At 66.1% G+C, this 18,391-nt stretch carries 15 protein-coding genes; 14 read left to right on the plus strand and 1 reads right to left on the minus strand.

Annotation, left to right across the window (positions count from 1 at the left end; genetic code table 11):
- Window positions 1–3 precede the first annotated feature (3 nt).
- From IAG25_RS05005 to IAG25_RS05035, 7 genes are all read left to right on the plus strand, one after another.
- Window positions 4–1,362 (plus strand): acyclic terpene utilization AtuA family protein, encoded by a 1,359-nt coding sequence (locus tag IAG25_RS05005; protein WP_187603857.1) that lies wholly within the window; start codon window positions 4–6, stop codon window positions 1,360–1,362.
- Window positions 1,349–1,672 carry an AtuA-related protein gene (locus IAG25_RS05010; protein WP_187603858.1) on the plus strand — a complete coding sequence of 108 codons (324 nt, stop codon included), beginning with the start codon at window positions 1,349–1,351 and terminating at the stop codon, window positions 1,670–1,672. The genes IAG25_RS05005 and IAG25_RS05010 overlap by 14 nt, the downstream gene beginning before the upstream one ends.
- 202 nt (window positions 1,673–1,874) lie before the next feature.
- On the plus strand, window positions 1,875–3,077 hold the full coding sequence (gene wecB / locus IAG25_RS05015) for a non-hydrolyzing UDP-N-acetylglucosamine 2-epimerase (RefSeq protein WP_187603859.1): 1,203 nt from the start codon (window positions 1,875–1,877) through the stop codon (window positions 3,075–3,077).
- A gap of 90 nt (window positions 3,078–3,167) precedes the next feature.
- Window positions 3,168–5,396: a cellulose biosynthesis cyclic di-GMP-binding regulatory protein BcsB gene (locus IAG25_RS05020; RefSeq protein WP_187603860.1), complete on the plus strand. Its 2,229-nt coding sequence runs from the start codon at window positions 3,168–3,170 to the stop codon at window positions 5,394–5,396.
- A complete protein-coding gene (locus IAG25_RS05025) occupies window positions 5,396–7,573 on the plus strand; it encodes a glycosyl transferase family protein (protein ID WP_222946416.1) in 2,178 nt (725 codons plus the stop codon). The genes IAG25_RS05020 and IAG25_RS05025 overlap by 1 nt, the downstream gene beginning before the upstream one ends.
- Complete coding sequence (locus IAG25_RS05030) at window positions 7,570–9,987, plus strand: NfrA family protein (protein ID WP_187603862.1); 2,418 nt, start codon at window positions 7,570–7,572, stop codon at window positions 9,985–9,987. The genes IAG25_RS05025 and IAG25_RS05030 overlap by 4 nt, the downstream gene beginning before the upstream one ends.
- Window positions 9,987–10,835 (plus strand): hypothetical protein, encoded by an 849-nt coding sequence (locus tag IAG25_RS05035; RefSeq protein ID WP_375336499.1) that lies wholly within the window; start codon window positions 9,987–9,989, stop codon window positions 10,833–10,835. The genes IAG25_RS05030 and IAG25_RS05035 overlap by 1 nt, the downstream gene beginning before the upstream one ends.
- 21 nt (window positions 10,836–10,856) lie before the next feature.
- Here the strand turns inward: IAG25_RS05035 and IAG25_RS05040 are convergent, their stop codons facing one another.
- Window positions 10,857–11,129 carry a hypothetical protein gene (locus tag IAG25_RS05040; protein WP_187603863.1) on the minus strand — a complete coding sequence of 91 codons (273 nt, stop codon included), beginning with the start codon at window positions 11,127–11,129 and terminating at the stop codon, window positions 10,857–10,859.
- Window positions 11,130–11,285: 156 nt separating this feature from the next.
- Between IAG25_RS05040 and IAG25_RS05045 the strand changes: the two genes are divergently transcribed.
- From IAG25_RS05045 to araD, 7 genes are all read left to right on the plus strand, one after another.
- Complete coding sequence (locus tag IAG25_RS05045; RefSeq protein ID WP_187603864.1) at window positions 11,286–11,918, plus strand: TetR/AcrR family transcriptional regulator; 633 nt, start codon at window positions 11,286–11,288, stop codon at window positions 11,916–11,918.
- Window positions 11,919–12,135: 217 nt separating this feature from the next.
- Window positions 12,136–13,218 (plus strand): alpha/beta fold hydrolase, encoded by a 1,083-nt coding sequence (locus tag IAG25_RS05050; protein WP_187603865.1) that lies wholly within the window; start codon window positions 12,136–12,138, stop codon window positions 13,216–13,218.
- Window positions 13,219–13,439: 221 nt separating this feature from the next.
- Complete coding sequence (locus IAG25_RS05055) at window positions 13,440–14,420, plus strand: hypothetical protein (protein ID WP_187603866.1); 981 nt, start codon at window positions 13,440–13,442, stop codon at window positions 14,418–14,420.
- A 222-nt stretch (window positions 14,421–14,642) separates the two neighbouring features.
- Window positions 14,643–15,401, plus strand: coding sequence for a flagellar brake protein (locus IAG25_RS05060; RefSeq protein WP_187603867.1), 759 nt, complete (start codon window positions 14,643–14,645; stop codon window positions 15,399–15,401).
- Window positions 15,402–15,466: 65 nt separating this feature from the next.
- The gene (locus IAG25_RS05065; protein ID WP_187603868.1) at window positions 15,467–15,808 is read left to right on the plus strand and encodes a hypothetical protein; all 342 of its coding nucleotides are present in this window, start codon (window positions 15,467–15,469) and stop codon (window positions 15,806–15,808) included.
- Between the two features lie 87 nt (window positions 15,809–15,895).
- The gene (locus IAG25_RS05070) at window positions 15,896–16,561 is read left to right on the plus strand and encodes a MarC family protein (RefSeq protein WP_187603869.1); all 666 of its coding nucleotides are present in this window, start codon (window positions 15,896–15,898) and stop codon (window positions 16,559–16,561) included.
- 66 nt (window positions 16,562–16,627) lie between these two features.
- On the plus strand, window positions 16,628–18,391 hold the full coding sequence (gene araD / locus IAG25_RS05075; protein WP_187603870.1) for an L-arabinonate dehydratase: 1,764 nt from the start codon (window positions 16,628–16,630) through the stop codon (window positions 18,389–18,391).

An 18,391-nucleotide genomic window follows, 5' to 3' on the forward strand; every position in this document is an offset into this window, starting at 1 on the left:
GTCATGAAAGACACCATCAGAATAGGCGCGGGCGCGGGCTATTCGGGCGACCGCATCGAGCCCGCCGTCGAACTCGCGGAGCACGGCGCGCTCGACTATCTCGTGTTCGAGTGCCTCGCCGAACGCACGATCGCAATCGCGCAGCAGTCGCGCCGCAACGATCCCGAACTCGGCTACGACCCGCTGCTCGAAGCGCGCATGCGCGCGGTGCTGCCGGTCGCGGTGAAGAACGGCGTGCGCATCGTCTCGAACATGGGCGCGGCCAATCCGCGCGCGGCGGCCCGCAAGACCGCGCAGATCGCACGCGAGCTCGGCTTGCATGGACTGAAGATCGCCGCGGTCACCGGCGACGACGTGCTCGATGCCGTCCTCGAATCGCGGCTGCGTTTCGAGGAATCTGGCGACGATGTGAGCGCGTATGCCGACCGCATTGTCTCGGCGAACGCGTATCTCGGCGCGGCGCCGATCGTCGATGCGCTCGCGGCGGGCGCGGATATCGTGCTGACGGGACGTGTCGCCGATCCATCGCTGTTCACGGCGCCGCTCATCCACGCGTTCGGCTGGTCGATGGACGACTGGAACACGCTCGGGCAGGCGACCGTAGTCGGTCATTTGCTCGAATGCGCGGGGCAGGTGACGGGCGGCTACTTTGCCGATCCCGGCTACAAGGACGTCGGCAATCTGGCGCGTCTCGGCTTTCCGATCGGCGAAGTGAGCGCGGACGGCGCGGTCGTCGTGACGAAGGTGCTGCATGCGGGCGGCTGTGTGACCGAAGCGACCTGCAAGGAGCAACTGCTCTATGAGATTCACGATCCGGGCCGTTACTTTCAGCCGGACGTGGTCGCGGATTTCACGCAGGTGCGCGTGATGCAGGAATCGCACGACCGTGTGCGTGTGACGGGCGGATGCGGCAAACCCCGCACCGATACGCTCAAGGTCTCCGTCGCCTATGCCGACGGCTACATCGGCGAAGGCCAGATTTCCTACGGCGGTCCGGGCGCGGTGACACGCGCGCGGCTCGCGCTCGATATCGTGCGCGAGCGGCTCGCGATCACGGGCGTCGATACGAGCGAGCTTCGCTTCGACCTGATCGGCGTGAACGCGCTATACGGCGACACGCTCGCTTCTCAGCACGACGAACCGTACGAAGTGCGTGCGCGCGTCGCGGGCCGCGTATCGAACGCGAAGGAAGCGGCGCGCATCGGCAACGAGGTCGAAACGCTCTACACCAACGGCCCGGCGGGCGGCGGCGGCGTGACGAAGGCGACGCGCGAAGTCATCGCCGTGCAGTCCGTGCTGCTCGCGCGCGAGCATGTGAAACCCGTTTTCGAATTCGTGGAGGCAAGCGATGAAACTGCGTGAACTGGCGCACGGCCGCACCGGCGATAAAGGCAACACGCTGAACGTATCGGTGATCTGCTTCGACGCGAAGCACTACGCGCATCTGCGCGCAGCACTCACGTCCGAGCGCGTGAAAGCCCATCTCGCCGATGTCGTGAAAGGCGATGTCGTGCGCCACGAATTGCCGCATCTCGGCGCGTTCAACTTCGTGCTCGGTCATGCGCTCGGCGGCGGCGTCACGCGTTCGCTCGCGCTCGACGCGCACGGCAAGTCGATGAGTTCGGCGCTGCTCGATATCGAAATCGATACGAATGCAGGCGATCTTTCGTAGGAAGAAATACACCACCTGCCGCTACTTCAGATGTTGGGAAAGCTAACTGTTTAGGTAAAAAACGCCGCTCAACTATGGACAAAAGCTCGCCAACTGCTAGCATGACGTTCTCGTTAGACTTTTTTACATTTTAGTTGTCTTTAGGTTCTAAGCGCCTGAATACAATCGAAATTGTTAAAGATTGTGCAATCGCCGGGACCTAATGAACACGAAGCGAAAAACGATACTTTCCATTTTTGGAACGCGGCCCGAAGCCATCAAGATGGCGCCCCTCGTCAAGGCGCTGGAAGCGGAACCCGGTATTCGTTCCGTCGTGTGTGTGACCGGCCAGCATCGCTCGATGCTGAAGCAAGTGCTGGATCTGTTCGACATCACGCCGCATCACGATCTCGCGGTCATGTCGGAGAACCAGACCCTGAACGGGTTGGCTTCGCGCCTCATTGCGTCGATCGATGACGTCATTACGAAGGAGCAGCCGGATCGCGTGCTCGTGCATGGCGACACGACCACCGCGACGGCGGGCGCGCTCGCCGCGTTTCACCGGCAGGTGCCTGTCGCGCACGTCGAAGCGGGCTTGCGCACCGGCGACATGAGCAGCCCGTGGCCGGAAGAAATGAACCGGCGCTTCGTCGATGTCGTGAGCGACATGATGTTCGTCCCGACCTCGCGTTCGCATGCGAATCTCGTGAAGGAAACGCTGCACGGACGCGCGTTCGTCACCGGCAACACGGTGATCGACGCGCTGCACTCCGTCACGAAGCGCATCGATTCGCAGGACGCATTGCGCCGCTCGCTCGATGCGCGCTTTCCGTTTCTCGATCCATCGAAGCATCTGATTCTCGTCACCGGCCATCGGCGCGAGAGTTTCGGCCGCGGCCTGCGCGATATCTGCGCGGCGCTGGTGCGCCTCGCGAAGCGTCGCGACGTGCAGATCGTCTATCCGGTCCATCTGAATCCGAACGTACGTGCAACGGTGATCAGCGCGCTCGGCGGCGCGCCCAATGTGCATCTCATCGAGCCTCAGGACTATCTCGGCTTCGTGCGGCTCCTGCAGCGCGCGACGCTCGTGCTGACCGATTCCGGCGGCGTGCAGGAAGAAGCGCCTGCGCTCGGCAAGCCCGTGCTCGTGATGCGCGAGGTCACCGAGCGTCCCGAGGCCATCGACGCGGGCACCGCCGTGCTCGTCGGCACGGACAGCGACGCCATCGCCGCGACGGTGCATCTGCTTCTCGACGACACGGACGCACGTGCTGCGTTCTCCCGCAACGTCAATCCGTACGGCGATGGACGAGCCTCGGCGCGCATCGTCGCGGCGCTCGCGGGCCGCCCCTTCGAGGAATTCCGACCCGTCACGCCGCGCGCAACGAAAGACGCGGCGCGTGTCACGCGCGAGGCATTCGCGTAGTCCTTCGGCTGCACACGCATAGCCTGTCGCGCGACGTGCATGTGCCTTCGCGGCCATCCCGGCACGTTGCGTCAACTTCGAGTCATCAACTTGGTCAACGACATCTTCAAGCGGCGCGGCCTGCGTGCCGTTCTGGCTTCAATCGCGCTGTTCGCGGGTCTCCAGCATGCAGCCTTCGGCGCGGCCACGACGGACACCGGCATCGCTGGCGCGCTCGGACGGCTCGGCGCCGACGTGCCGGAAACGCGCACCGTGACCTTGCGACAGCTCGGCCTCATCGAAAGCGTGACGCTCAACGCGCCCGACACGCGCCGCGAGTTCTTCCTGCCGGTGCCCGCCGGCGTGCCGATCACCGACGCCGCACTGCAATTCGACGGCGGCTATGTGCGCGGCGACGGCGGCCGCGTGACGATGCTCGTTTCGCTCGATGGCTCGCCGGTGCTCGCGCGCGCGTTCACGCAGGATGCGGGCGGCGTGTCGGTCAATCTCGGCGTCGCTGGCGCGGCGCGTTCCACCGGTTTCGTGCGCATGGGCCTCGGCTTCGCGTCGGTGGTCAGCCAGGGCGAGTGCGCGGATCAGACGGCCATCGGCAACGTGCTGCGCGTCGATCCTACGACGCGGCTCACGTTCCGCTTCAATCCCGCCGACGTGCAGGACCTGCGCACCGCATGGAGCGCGCTGCCTTACGCGCCGGTGCTCGCGGTGTCGGGCCGCAAGCTGTCGACGAACGCATTCGACACCGCCTGGCGCACCGATGCGCTGCTGCAACGCGATGGAAAACGCCCCGTGATGCAGGCGCTTCCATCCGTGGGCGATACGGTCGATCTCGCGGGCCTCGACGTGCCCGCGCCGCTGCGTAGCGTTCCCGCGTTCGCCGCGCTGGCGGCGGGCGGCAAACATGCGATCGCCGACGACGCGGAACTCGGCGCGCTCGTCGCGCTCGGCGCGCGCGCGGCGTTCGGCCCGGACGTGGTCGTCGCCGACGAAACGATGCGCAAAGCCATCGACCGCGCGCTCGACGCATTGCGCGCGCAGGTCGCGAGCACATCGGGCGATGCGCTCGCCGCCTTCGACGCATGGCGCAGGCAGACCGCGTCGCAATTGACCGCGCCGCTCGCGCCGGGCGAAGTGCGCGTCGCGCATGTGGGCGGCCGCGCGATGATCGTCGTCGGCGACACGCGCGGCATCGGCGCGCTCGCGCACGGCTGGCGTCCCATCGACGTATCGAACCGCGTGGTCGTGCATCGCATCGACGTGGCGCAGCAAACGCGCGGCGACACCATCGCGCTGTCCGATCTCGGCGGCGATCCGCGCAGCGTCGACGTGCAAACGGCCGCGTCCTGGGATGCGCGTTTCGACCTCGCCGCGGCGTCCGGCAACGGCCGCTTGCCGGAGCAGGTGGTGCTCGATCTCGCGGCATCGCCGACGCTTTCCAACGGCGGCGCGACCGCCACCGTGTACTTCAACGACGTGATGATCGGCGCGAAGCTCATCAACGTCGATGGCGCGCGTCAGCGTCTCGTCGCGCCGATTCCGCGTTACGCGCTCGCGCGCACCAACGATCTGCGCGTGACCTTCCGCCGCCAGCCCGACGGCGGCTGCCAGGCGCGCCAGACGTATCCCGTCGCCGTGCTGCCGTCGAGCCATCTGCGTCTCGCGAAAGGGACGCCCGACAACACCTTCGCGGGCATGGCGGCGCGCTATGCGTCGTCGGCGACGGTATACGTGCCGCGCGCCTATCTCGACGATGCCCTGAACAGCGTGCCGCGCCTCGCCGTGCTGACCGGCGCGGCGGGCATCGCGCCGGTCTCGGCGAAATTCGCGGTGAGCGCGGCAGACGCGGCGGCGCAGCCCGACGGCCCGTTCCTCGCCGCCGACGTCAAACTCGCCGACGAGAAGAATCCCGCCGTGTATTCGGCCGAGCGTCTTTCGCTGACATCGCCCGCGGGCGACACGCTGCTCGACATGTCCGGGCTCTCGCGCGTCGCGGTGGTGAGCGTCGCGAGCGCGGGCGGCGAGAGCGGCCTCGTGTATCGATCGGCGGGCGCGGCGCCGGTGCTGACCGACAAGCTGCAGCTTTCGCGCGGCAATATCGCCGTGGTCGACGGCAGCGGGGTGCTCAAACAGTTCGACACGGTCAATCCGGAAGAGATGACCGACGAGCCCGCGTCGAGCGCCGACTGGGTCACGCGGCATTGGGCGCGCTGGGGCATTCCGGCCGTGCTCGTGGTCCTGCTGCTCGCGCTGATCGCGCTCGCGGGCCACGCGCGCCGCAGACATCGCAACGCGCGCGCCGGCGACGACGAGGATCGCGCGTGATGCTGGAGGCGCTCAGGTGGTACGGCGAGCTCCTGCTCGCCGAGTACTACCAGGGACTCGAATACGTGGCCGCGACGGTCGCGGCGATCATCCTGCTTTCGAGCCTGGACGATCTCTTCATCGACATCTGGTACTGGACGCGCAAGCTCTGGCGGCGCGTGACGGTCGAGCGCCGCTATGCGCCGCTCACCGTCGAGCAGCTCTACGCGCGTGAGGAACAGCCCATCGCGATCATGGTGCCGGCGTGGCAAGAGGACGACGTGATCGCCGCGATGATCGAGGATCTCGTGCGCGTGCTCGACTATCGCGCGTACACGGTGTTCGTCGGCACGTATCAGAACGATGCCGCGACGATCGCCGAAGTGGAGCGCATGCGGCATCGCTATAAACATCTGCATCGCGTGGAAGTGCCGCACGACGGCCCGACGTGCAAGGCCGACTGCCTCAACTGGCTCGTGCAGGCGATCCTGCATCACGAGTTCGAAGCGGGGATGGAGTTCGCGGGCATCGTGATGCACGACAGCGAAGACGTGCTGCATCCCGTCGAACTGAAGTTCTTCAACTATCTCCTGCCGCGCAAGGACATGATCCAGTTGCCGGTGGCGTCGCTCGAACGGCACTGGTTCGAGCTGGTCGCGGGCACGTACATGGACGAGTTCGCCGAATGGCACGCGAAGGATCTCGTCGTGCGCGAGAGCCTTGCGGGCGCGGTGCCGTCGGCGGGCGTGGGCACGTGTTTCTCGCGCCGCGCGATTCTCACGCTCGTCGAAGAGACGGAGCAGCAGCCGTTCAACACCGAAAGCCTCACCGAGGACTACGACATCGGCACGCGCATCACGCGGCTCGGCATGCAGTCGATCTTTCCGCTCTTTCCCGTCGAATTCACTACGCGGCGCAAGGGCTGGTTCGGCCTCGGCCCCGAGCGCGAAATCAGACTGACGATGCCGCTGTGCGTGCGCGAATTCTTCCCCGACACGTTTCGCACCGCCTACCGGCAGCGCGCGCGCTGGACGCTCGGCATCGGCTTGCAGGGCTGGGCGCTGACGGGCTGGAGCGGATCGCTCGCGAACCGCTATCTGCTGATGCGCGACCGCAAGGGCGTCGTGACGGCGTTCGTCGGCATGTTCGCGTATCTGCTCGCCGTGCAGTTCATGCTGTTCGCCACGGCTTCGTATTTCGGTCTCGCGCGCGATTTTTTCCCGTCGCCGTTCATCGATTCGGTCTGGCTGCAGGCGCTGCTCGCCGCGAACTCCGTCGCGCTCGTGTTGCGCGTCACGCAGCGCATCATCTTCACGACGCGGCTCTACGGCTGGGAGCACGGCGTGCTGTCGGTGCCGCGCATGGTCATCAGCAACATCATCAATTTCATGGCGGTGGCGCGCGCGTGGCGGCTTTTCATCGTGCATATGGTGACGGGGCGGCGGCTCGCGTGGGACAAGACGATGCACGATTTTCCCAGCAACGAAGGCCTGCGCGACACGCGTCAGGATCTGGGCGAACTGCTCGTTTCGTGGCAGGCGATCGCGCCCGAACGGCTGGAAGAAGCGCGGCAGACCGATCACGCGCGCGAAGCGCCGATCGGCCGTGTGCTCATCACGCGCGGCTGGCTCGACGAAGAAACGCTTGCCGAAGCGATCGCGTTTCAGGCGGACCTGCCGCGCGGCCGGTTCGATGCGGCGCGCATGGACCTGACGCGCATCGCGACGCCCGAGACGCTCGTGCGGCTGCGCGCGCTGCCGCAGGGCATCGATGCGAACGGGCACGCCGTGTTCGTCTGCGCGAGCCTGCTCGACGATGAGTCGCTCGCCGAATTGCGCGCGACGGCGGGCGGCCCGGTCGCGCTGCATATCGTGCGCGAGAGCGAGATCGCGGCGGGCCTGCGGATGCTGCGCGCGGTCGGCATGCCGGTCCATATGGGCGATGCCGAAGACGATGCGTCGCCCGCGCTTTCTGATGCCACGGCCGCGAGCGGCGTGCCTTTGCTCGGCGACATCATGATCGAGATGGGGCTCGTCACGCGCAGCGCGTTCGAGGCCGCGTTGCGGGACTATCGGCCGGAGCGGCACGGACGCATCGGCGATTACATGGTGGCGGAGCGGATCATCACCTCCGATGCGCTCACCGCCGCGGTCGCGGAGCAGCGCCGCCGCTACCTCGCGCGGGCCGGCATTCGATGAGCTCGCGTGTTCGCGTTGCGTTGTGCGCCGCGCTCGCGTTGTGCGCCGCGGCTGCGTCGCGTGCGGACGAGACCTTGCCGCTGCCTTTGAGCGGCGCGGCGTATCGCGTGGCGCGCGAGGCGTTCGCGGCGTACGGCGAGCATCGTTACGCCGATGCCATCGCCGGCGCGCGCGAGGCGATTCGCCAGCGGCCCGACGTCGCGGAACTGCGTCTGCTGCTTGCGAATTCGCTCGCGGCGCGCGGGCGTCTGAAAGAGGCGAGCCGTGTGCTCAGCGAAGCCATCGCGCAGCTCGGTCCGTCGCCTTCGCTGAGCGCGCGGCGCAGACAGATCGATATTCTGATTGCGTCGGGCGGTGCGGGCGGCGTGCCTAGCGATTTGCCGGAGCCGGCGCTGAAGGCGGCGCGCGCGGCGTATCGCGATTATGCGAAGAAGGATTACGCGTCGGCGGCGGCCGAAAGCCGCGAAGCCGTGCGCCTCGCGCCGCAGGCCGAGCGTCTGCGCTATCTGCTGATCGATTCGCTCGCCGCATCCGGCGACGATGCCGCCGCTTACGACGCCGCCGTCGATGCATCGACGCGCTTCGGCGACAACGACGCGTTGCGCGAGCGGCGGCGCTTCATCGGCGACCGGCTCGCGCCGGATGCGTCGAAGTCCGCGTATGCGGCGCGCGGGCGCGGCGATCTCGACGCGGCGCAAGGATTCGCGCGCAAGGCGGTCATGTATGCGCCCGCGCGGATGGATTTCCGCATGCAGCTCATCGAGATATTGTTCGCGCGCGGCGATCTCGCGGGCGTGGAAGCCGCGACGAGCGATGCAATCGCAATCGATCGTGACGATGCGCTTGCCTGGGCGTTGCGTGGTTATGCCCGCGCGGCGCGTGGCGGCGACGCGGACGCCGACTTCGCGCACGCGCTTTCGATCGAGGCGAACGACGGACGAAAGAACCGCGATGCCCGCGTCGCGCGCACGATCGTCGCGGACGTGCGGCTCGCGCAAGGCAACGCGCAGGCGGCGCTCGATGCGCTGCCGCCCGTCGCGACAAAAACGCCCGACGACGCCGACGCCGCGATCACGTTACGCCGCCATCGCGCGCAAACGATGTTGCGGCTGGCCGCGACGCAGACAGCGCAAATCGATCCGCGCGCGCGTCCGACATTCGAGTGCCGCGAAGACCAGTTCGGCGCATCGTGCGATGTCTACGCGCACGATCCCGCGCTCGCCGCGACACGCGGAGCGCGTCTTGCCGAACGTCGCGGCGATCGCGGCGCGGCCATCGGTTTCTGGCGCACGGCGATTGCCGAAGTGCCCGACGATCCGCAGCCGCGCATTGCGCTGATCGATGCGCTCGCGGCGGCGGGCCGCACGCGCGAGGCTTCGAACGAAGCGCGCGCCCTGATCGATGCGAACCTGCTCGATTCCATGACCGACACGCAGGCCGCGTTCATCGCGCAGCGCGCGGGCGACAGCGCGCTCGCGCTCGATTACTTCGCGCGTGCCGATCGCGAGGGCAAGCTGCCCGCATCGGCGGAAGCGGACGCCGGCTACGCGGCGCTCAACCTGCGTCGCAACGAGGAAGGCGTGAAGTACCTCGAACGCGCGATCGACCACAGCGCGGATGCGCCCGCCGGCGAGGCGCTCACGCCCGAAGCGCTGAACGACGCGCGCGCGGCGCACGCCGAAGCGACGCGCAACTGGGGCTTCAGCGCGTCGGTGAACTATCGCGGCAGCGGTGCGCAGCAAGGTTTCGCGTTCGCACCGACGCCGGGCGTGTCGAACAACTGGCAGGCGGGCGCGGAGGCGTACTGGCGTCCGTTCGGCAGTCTCGGCGACCGCATGTTCGAGGTGTACGCGCGCGGCTACGAGAACTTCGGCGTGAAGGGCGGCGGTCCGTCGGGGGCATCGACGTTGCAGGCGGCGATCGGCGCGCGCGTGAAGCCGTTCGCATCGGCGAATGCGATTTTCGCGATCGAGAAGATTCTGCCGATCGGCTCGGACGTGCGCTCCGACTGGCTCGCGCGCGCCGCGTATTCGAACGGCTTCGGCGACACGCGCAGGCTCGACGTGCCGAGCTGGTGGACGGGCACGGTGTACGGCGAGGCGGGCCATTACATCCAGAACGATTCGACCTACGCGACCGCGAACGCGCGTCTGGGCCGCACGTATCGCGTCGACTCGGTGAGCCCGCGCCTGACGGTGTTTCCGCATGCGGTCGTCGGCATGGACTACGATTCGGCGGTCGATCACAGCGTGCCGGTGGGCATCGGCGCGGGCGTGGCGGCGCGCTACTGGTTCCGTGGCGGTCCGTATGACGCGCCGCGCTCGTTCGTGGATGTGGCGGTGCAGTATCGCTTCCGCGTCGCGGGCGACGACCGCGCGAAAGGCGTGTTTTTCGGCGCGGTATTCTCGTACTGATGTCTTCCCTATTCTCCGTCCTCGTCATTGCGTGCTGCCTCGCGCTCGCTCCGGCTTCGGCTCATGCCGATGCCGCGCGCATGCGTCTCGTCGATGGCATCGTCTGGCAGCCCGACAACGCGCACGCCGATCCGCGCGGCGACTGGGACCGGCTCGGCGCGCATGAACTCATCGTGCAATGGACGGCGGTGGATGGCATCGCGTTCGTGCCCGGCGCCGGGTTGAGCGCGGCGCCGAAGATGCCGGACTGGGATCGCATCGGGCAGGAGCCGTGGGCGCGCAACGTGATCGTCGGACTCGCGGGCCGTTTCGACGAAGCGGCGGCGCGCGCGAATGTGGCGCAACTGGTCGTCGAATCGATGCGGCTCGCGGAGGCGCATCCGCCCGTGCATGTGACCGGTTACTACTTTCCCGTCGAGATCGATCCGACCTGGCAGAACGCGGGCGCGCTGCGCACGATGCTCGATGCGTTGCCGCGGCCGTTGTGGATCAGCGTTTATGATCGCGCGAACGTGGGTGGCGCGGCGCTCGCGGAATGGCTCGATCAGTGGCTGCCGCGCGATGTGGGCGTGTTGCTGCAGGACGGCTGCGGTGTGTATGCGCGCGAGCCGCACGTCGCGCGCGAGTATGCGGACCAGATTGCGGCGAAGCTCGGGCGGCGTCGCGTGCGGATCATCGCGGAGGCGTTCCGGCCGCAAGTGGGCGGCGGATTTCGATCGGCGACCGTGGACGAACTAAAGCCGCAGATCGATGCATACCGGGGTTACAAAACCTATCTCTTCGATGGGCCGCATTACGTTTCGGCGGACATCGTGCAAGGGCTGCTCGATGCCTATCGACGGCATTAGCGGCGCATCGAAGCGTGACGCTTACTTGACCGATGCGGTATCGATTGCACGCGCCGAGTCACCAGGCAACACCGACGTCAGCACGCTGGCCGGCACATGCTGCGCATCTTCCTTCGACACCGCGCCGACGAACTTCCATCCCGACGGCATCTTCACGAACGTGAAGCCGGTAGGCTGATCGACGAACACCGAATACGGCGCGGGCGATGCCGCCGTCGCCGTGGTTTGCGCGAACGACATCAGCGGGCTCATCAACAGCAAAGCAGCGGCAAGCGCGGACAAAGTCGATTTCATGACGACACTCCCAAGAAGGTTCCGATATTTATGTAACGATCGATACAGATATTTGAACATCGCCGGATGACGGCGTCCAGTTATTTTGTTACGATCGACACATAATTCAGAATTTCAATGCGCATGACAATCGCTGGCATGCGCAAGGAGCGAGACATGTCGCCGGGAGTGCGGGAGACGCAGCACAAGACGCGCGGGCGGCCGCGCGCATTCGATCGCGAGGCGGCCTTGCGATGCGCGATGGAAGTGTTCTGGGCCAAGGGCTTCGACAACTGCTCGATGGCCGATCTCGTCGAGGCAATGGGCATCAATTCGCCGAGCCTCTACGCCGCGTTCGGCAGCAAGGAAGACTTGTACCGCGAGGCGGTCGGGCTTTACACGGACGCGGAAGGCGGCGCGGCGCTCAGGCAGTTACAGGCGCACGAATCCGTGCGCGACGGCCTGCGCGCGATGTTCCGTGCGAGCATCGAGCTTTTTACCGGCACGCAGAATCCACGCGGCTGCATGATCTTTCTGGGCGCGATGTCCGTCGGCGCGGAGCACGCGCAGTTGCGCAGCGAGATGCAGAAGCGCAGGCGCAAGGTGGCGTCGATCGTCGCGCAACGGCTCGCGCAAGGCGTCGAAAATGGCGAGCTCGACGCTCGCACCAATGTTCAGGCGCTCGCCGCGTTGTGCATGACGCTGTTCGCGGGTTTGTCGATTCAGGCGCAGGACGGCGTGCGCCGCGCGGCGCTCTTCGCAGCGATCGATCAGTTCATCGCCACGCTGCCGCTGTGCGCGAAACGCTGAACGCGCGATCGAGGCGCGCTGCGTGAAACGATATCGGCCCGCATATTTGGCGCGTCGTTGCGCGCGCTCGCGGTGCAACACGGCGACCTGACGAGCCAGATGCGCGGCGCGCGCCGTCCTTGACTTTCTAATCCATTACGCGCGAGCATGAGCAATCGCGCGGGGCTGCCGCGCGGGCATCGCCTTTGTACGTAGTCCATACTTACATCTCACGCCGATGATGCCGCGCCCGTCCATGCCACGGCAACAGATCCGCCTTTGTCCGGCGAGCGACGGCGTGCGCATCGCGTACGCGACTTGCGGCTCCGGGCCGCCGCTCATCAAGGCGGCGAACTGGCTCAGTCATCTGGAACTGGACTTCACGAGCCCGGTCTGGAGCCATCTGATGCTCGAGTTGTGCGGCCGCCACACGCTGATTCGCTACGATCAGCGCGGCTGCGGCCTCTCCGACCACGATGTCGCCGACATCTCCTTCGACGCCTGGCTGCGCGATCTCGAAACCGTCGTCGATGCGAGCGGCCTCGAACGCTTTCCGCTGCTCGGGATATCGCAGGGCGCGTCGATCGCCATCGCGTATGCGGTCGCGCATCCGGAGCGCGTCACGCATCTCGTGCTGCACGGCGGCTACGCGCGCGGCCGGCTCAAGCGCACCTGCGATCCAGCGATGCGCGAGGAAGCCGAAATGCTCGTGAAGCTCGCCGAAATGGGCTGGGGCAAGCAGAATCCGGCGTTCCGGCAGTTCTTCACGACGCAATTCATCCCCGGCGGCACGCCCGAGCAGCATCACTGGTTCAACGAGCTCGAACGCCTCACGACCACGCCGGGCAATGCCGCGCGCATCATGCGCGTTTTCAACGAGATCGACGTGGTCGATCTGCTGCCGCGCGTGCAATGCCCGACGCTCGTGCTGCACGCGAGCGGCGACGCGCGCGTGCCCTTCGACGAAAGCCGCCTGCTCGCCGGGCAGATTCCGGGCGCGCGCTTCGTGCCGCTCGAAAGCGAGAACCATCTCACGCTCGAATTCGACGCCGCCTGGCAACGCTGGCGCGAGGAAGTGCGGGCGTTCCTGCCGTCGGCGCACGTGGCCGATCCCGCGTTCTCCGCGCTGACGCCGCGCGAGCGCGATATCGTCGAATTGATCGCGGGCGGGCGCGACAACGCGCAGATCGCCGCGCGCCTCGCGCTGAGCGAGAAGACCGTGCGCAATCACATCACCAGCATTTTCGCGAAGCTCGAAGTCGAAAATCGCGCGCAGGCGATCGTGCTTGCGCGTCGCGCGGGCTTCGACGCGCCCGCCTGATCCCTTCGGGACACACGTCCCCCATCTTTGCCGCCAAAACACGATGTCCCGGTTCGCGACCGGGACATGCGCCTCATGTGCGAAAGCGCGGCTCTCCCGAGAATGGCTCGCAGAACGGTGACGCGACGAATGAATCTACGCCGACCTGTTCGACGCAGCGCCGCCCGTGCAGCGCACATTTCATCGCAGTCACCGACGCAGAGTCATCCCGGAGTTTCTACATGAGAGCCGTTCAGCAACAGTCCAGCAAGATCAGCACGCAACAACGCTATGCGAAGTGCATCGAAGTGTCCCGCCGCATCCGCTGGGATATCGACCGCGACGTATTGCGCGGACGCCATTTCGATCCCGCGCACAAGTTCATGCCCGACGGGCTCACCCAGGTGAACCGCCTGCCGTTTCTGGACACGCGCGAACGCCGGCTCATGTCGCAGATTCAGGGCCGCACGTACGCCAACATGTTCGGCATGATCGAGCGTTTCGTCGGCGCGAAGATGCTGGAAGTCGGCCGCGATCACGCGCTCGGCGATCAGACCGCGCTCGAAGCGATCGTTCGTTTCACGGATGAAGAGCTGAAGCATCAGGAACTGTTCCGTCGCGTCGAGGCGCTGGCGGCCGAAGCGCTTCCTTCCGGATATCGCTTCGTTCCGCAAGCCGACGAAGTCGCCGCGTTCGTGCTCGGCAAGTCCACATGGTCGATTCTCGCGCTGACGTGTTGCGTCGAAATCGTCACGCAGGTGCATTACCGGCAGAGCATGGAGAGCGACGCGAGCCTCTCGCCGCTCTTCAAGGACATCTTTCTGTTTCACTGGAAGGAGGAGTCGCAGCACGCGATCATCGACGAACTGGAATGGATGCGTGAGGACGCGCGTATCGACGACGACGCACGCGATGCCGCGATCATCGATCTGATCGATCTGGTCGCTGCGATCGACGGCATGATGCAGGCCCAAGCCGCCGCCGATACCCACTACTTCGTCACGCTGCTGGACCGCGCGCTGTCAGAAGAGGAAGAGGCGGGCGTGCATGCGGGGCTGATCGATGCGTATCGCTGGCAGTACATCATCTCGGGCGTCGATGAAGCGCGCTTCGGCGAGATCCTGACGAGTCTGATCAGCGAGGCGCAGGGCGAGCGCCTCGGAGCCGCGCTCGCGCCGATGCGACGCCGCGCGCTCACAAGCGAGTTCGACGCGCTCGCTTGACGCGTTCAGTCTGAAGCACGCGAGGCCGGGCGGCAGCGCCCGGCCTCTGTCGTTTTTGAAGGCAATTCGTAAGCAAAAAGCGTTTGCTGCTTTGCAAAACGCTGAATTGGCGTGAAAACCTAGTCGTTACTGACGTACTGAAGTGCTTGCTTTTCGGGCAACATATGAGAAATCAGGTAGTCGTCGTTCGCTGTCCCAAACTGATAACTAGATTGGACCATCATGCTCGCCGAACCCTTGCCGCACACATCCGACATCGAAAAATTCGCGGAAGACCACGAGCGCTTCGCGCGACACACGCCATCCGAAATATCCATCGTTCTGCGCAATCTGGTGCAGCGCCGCGACATGCTGACGGTCACGAGCGGGAAAGGGCAGATCGTCACGCAATTGCTGGAAGTCGACGTGCGCGGCGCGCGCATCGTGTTCGACTGGGGCGGCGTGGAATCGGATAATCGCGCGCTGCTCGAGGCGCGTCAGCTGTATTTCAAGGGCGCGCCGGACGGCGTGCGCGTCGAATTCACGACGCTGGCCGCACGTGCCGTAACCCACGAGGGACGCCAGGCATTCGAGGTCACCTTTCCCGAGAAGCTCTATCAATTCCAGCGCCGCGAATATTTCCGCGTGCCGACGCCGATTCTCGATCCGTTCTACGCGAAGGGCGCTTTCGCCGACGGCGATGCGTTCCGCTACGAAGTGCATGACCTGTCGCTCGGCGGCATCGCGCTGCGCATGGACACGCCGCGTCTCGCGGAAACGGAGCTCGGCACCGTGTTCAACGATGTCGTGCTGCATCTCGGCCCGGGCGCGGCATTGCCCGTCGATCTCGAACTCGTGTCGCCGCGCACCGTGACCACGCCGCGCGGCGATGTGCGCTATGTCGTCGGGTTCCGCTTCGTGCAGCTCTCGGGCGCGGCGGAGAACGTGCTGCAGCGGCTCATCACGCGCATGGAGGCGAAGCGCCGCAGCCTGTCGGCGTGAGCCGCGCGCCGATGCGGGACACGCGTGGAGTAGAATGCGTGCCTCCTTCCACTGCACGACGACGCATGTTTCGCAAGGCCTGGCGCGGAGAAGAACGCTTCTGGAAAGTCTGGTGGCTGTTGGGCGTGCCGATTCACCTTGCATGGTGGTTCGTCTATCTCGACCTCTGGACAAGCGGCGTCGCTCCCGAATCATTTCTGCTGCTCACCGTCTGGTTCTGGCCCGGCATGCTGGGCGTATTCGCAATCTGCTCGGTGCTGTACCTGCTGTGGTGCACGCTTGCGTGGCGCTGCGCGGGCAATGTCGATCGCCGCGTGTGGACGGTCATCGCGCGCGTGTTGATCGGCGTCGGGCTCGGGTCGTTTATCACCGAATGCGCGCTGATTCTCGCCGCGCCATTCGCCTGAACCGTCGATTGCCGCGCACGCGCTTCGACTTCGCGTGCACAATGTCCGGGCTTGCAGCACGCCCAAGACGAACGGACAACGACGCGCATGCTCAACGAATTCGCCAAGACGGTACTCGTGATCGTCGCCGGGTTGTTTCCCATCATCAATCCGCCGGCCACCGCGCTCGTCGTGCTAAGCATGCTGCCGCATATCGGCGACGACGATCGCGCCGAACTCGCGCGGCGCATCTGCATCAACAGTTTCGCGATCCTGCTGGCGTCGCTTTCGATCGGCGCTTACGTGCTGACGTTCTTCGGCATTTCGATTCCGGTGTTGCGCGTGGCGGGCGGCCTGGTCGTCGCGATGGCGGGCTGGAATCTGCTCCAGGCGCCCGATGACGACGACGCCACCGAAACTGCGCCCAAACCGCGAAGCGGCGCGACGCTGCGCGCGAAGGCCTTCTATCCGCTGACGCTGCCGATCACCGTCGGGCCGGGCGCGATCGCGGTCGCCATCGCGCTCGGCACCGGCTCGCCGCGTCATGGCCTGCAGCCGGTGCATCTCGCGGGCGTGGCCGTCGCGCTGGCGATCCTGTGCGCGAGCATCTATGTGTGCGTGCGCTTCGCCGGGCATCTCGAACGCCTGCTCGGCACCGCCGGCACGCAGGTCGCGATGCGTCTTTTCGCGTTCGTCATCTTCTGCATCGGCGTGGAGATACTCTGGCTCGGACTGTCGGAGCTGATCGCGTCGATTCATCTCACCATCAAGTAGCGCAATTCCCCGGACAAACCCCAAGCGACGCTCGCGGATGACAGCGCTACCATCTGTCGGCATCGAATGGTAGCGCTACCATCAAGGAGACGCTGCTTGACTCTGATTCGCAAGAAGCCGGAAGAACTGCGCAGTCACCGCTGGTACGGCGTGAACGACCTGCGCTCGTTCGGCCATCGCTCGCGCACGGCGCAGATGGGCTACCACGCGTCCGATTACATGGGCAAGCCGGTCATCGCCGTGCTCAACACGTGGAGCGAAATCAATTCGTGCCACACGCATTTCAAGCAGCGCGTCGAGGAAGTGAAGCGCGGCATCTGGCAGGCGGGCGGTTTTCCCGTCGAAATGCCGGTGATGACGCTCGCCGAGCCGTTTCAGAAGCCGACGACCATGCTCTATCGCAATTTCCTCGCGATGGAAGTCGAGGAAGTGCTGCGCTCCTATCCGTTCGATGGCTGCGTGCTGATGGGCGGCTGCGACAAGACCACGCCCGGCCTTCTGATGGGCGCGATCAGCATGAACCTGCCCGCGATCTATCTGCCCGCCGGCCCGATGCTGCGCGGCGACTGGAACGGCCGCACGCTCGGCAGCGGCTCCGATACGTGGAAGTACTGGGCGGAACTGCGCGCGGGCAAGATCACCGAGGCCGAGTGGAAGGGCGTGGAAAGCGGCATCGCGCGCTCGCCGGGCCATTGCATGACGATGGGCACCGCATCGACGATGACGAGCGCCGCCGAAGCGCTCGGCATGACGCTGCCGGGCTTCGCGTCGATTCCCGCAGTGGATTCGCGGCACGCGCAGCACGCATCGCTGACGGGACAGCGCATCGTCGAAATGGTGTGGACGGATCTGAAGCCATCCGACATTCTCACGCCGAAATCCTTCGACAACGCGGTGACGACCGTGCTCGCGCTGTCCGGCTCGACCAACGCGATCGTGCATCTCGTCGCTGTCGCGCGACGCGCGGGCGTGCCGCTGACAACCGCGCGCTTCGATGCGCTCGCGCGCGTGACGCCGGTGCTCGGCAACATCCGCCCGGCGGGCAAGTATCTGATGGAGGATTTTTTCTACGCGGGCGGCCTGCGCGCGCTGCTTGCCGAGCTGGGCGATCTGATCGACGGCTCGCAACTGACCGTCAATGGCGCGACGCTCGGCGAGAACATCGCGGGTGCGGAAATTTTCAACGACGACGTGATTCGCCGCCGCGCCAATCCGCTGGTGCCGAACGACGGACTCGCCGTGCTGACGGGAAACCTCGCGCCGGACGGCGCCGTGATCAAGCCGGCGGCGATGGAAGCGCATCTGCTCAGGCATCGCGGGCCGGCGGTCGTGTTCAGCGATTACGCCGACATGGCCGCGCGCATCGACGACGATGCGCTCGACGTCACCGCCGATTCGGTGATCGTGCTTCAGCACGCGGGCCCGGTCGGCGCGCCGGGCATGCCGGAGTGGGGCCAGTTGCCGATTCCACAGAAGCTTTTGAAAGAGGGCGTGCGCGATATGGTCCGCATCTCCGATGCGCGCATGAGCGGCACGAGCTACGGCGCGTGCGTGTTGCATGTGGCGCCGGAATCGTTCGTCGGCGGCCCGCTCGCGTTGGTGAAAGACGGCGATATCGTCGAGCTGGACGTGTTCGCGCGCCGCCTTCATCTCGACATCGCCGATGACGAACTCGCCGCGCGCAAGGCCGCATGGAAACCGCCGAAGCGTCCGTTCGAGCGCGGCTTCGGCGTGATGCATCAACTGCACGTGACGCAGGCCGACAAGGGCTGCGATTTCGATTTCCTCGAAGAAAAGACCGCGACCGGCGGCGAGCCCGACATTCACTGA

It is taken from the genome of Caballeronia sp. EK (genome assembly GCF_014384845.1).
In the GTDB taxonomy this organism is placed as follows: Bacteria; Pseudomonadota; Gammaproteobacteria; order Burkholderiales; family Burkholderiaceae; genus Caballeronia; species Caballeronia jiangsuensis.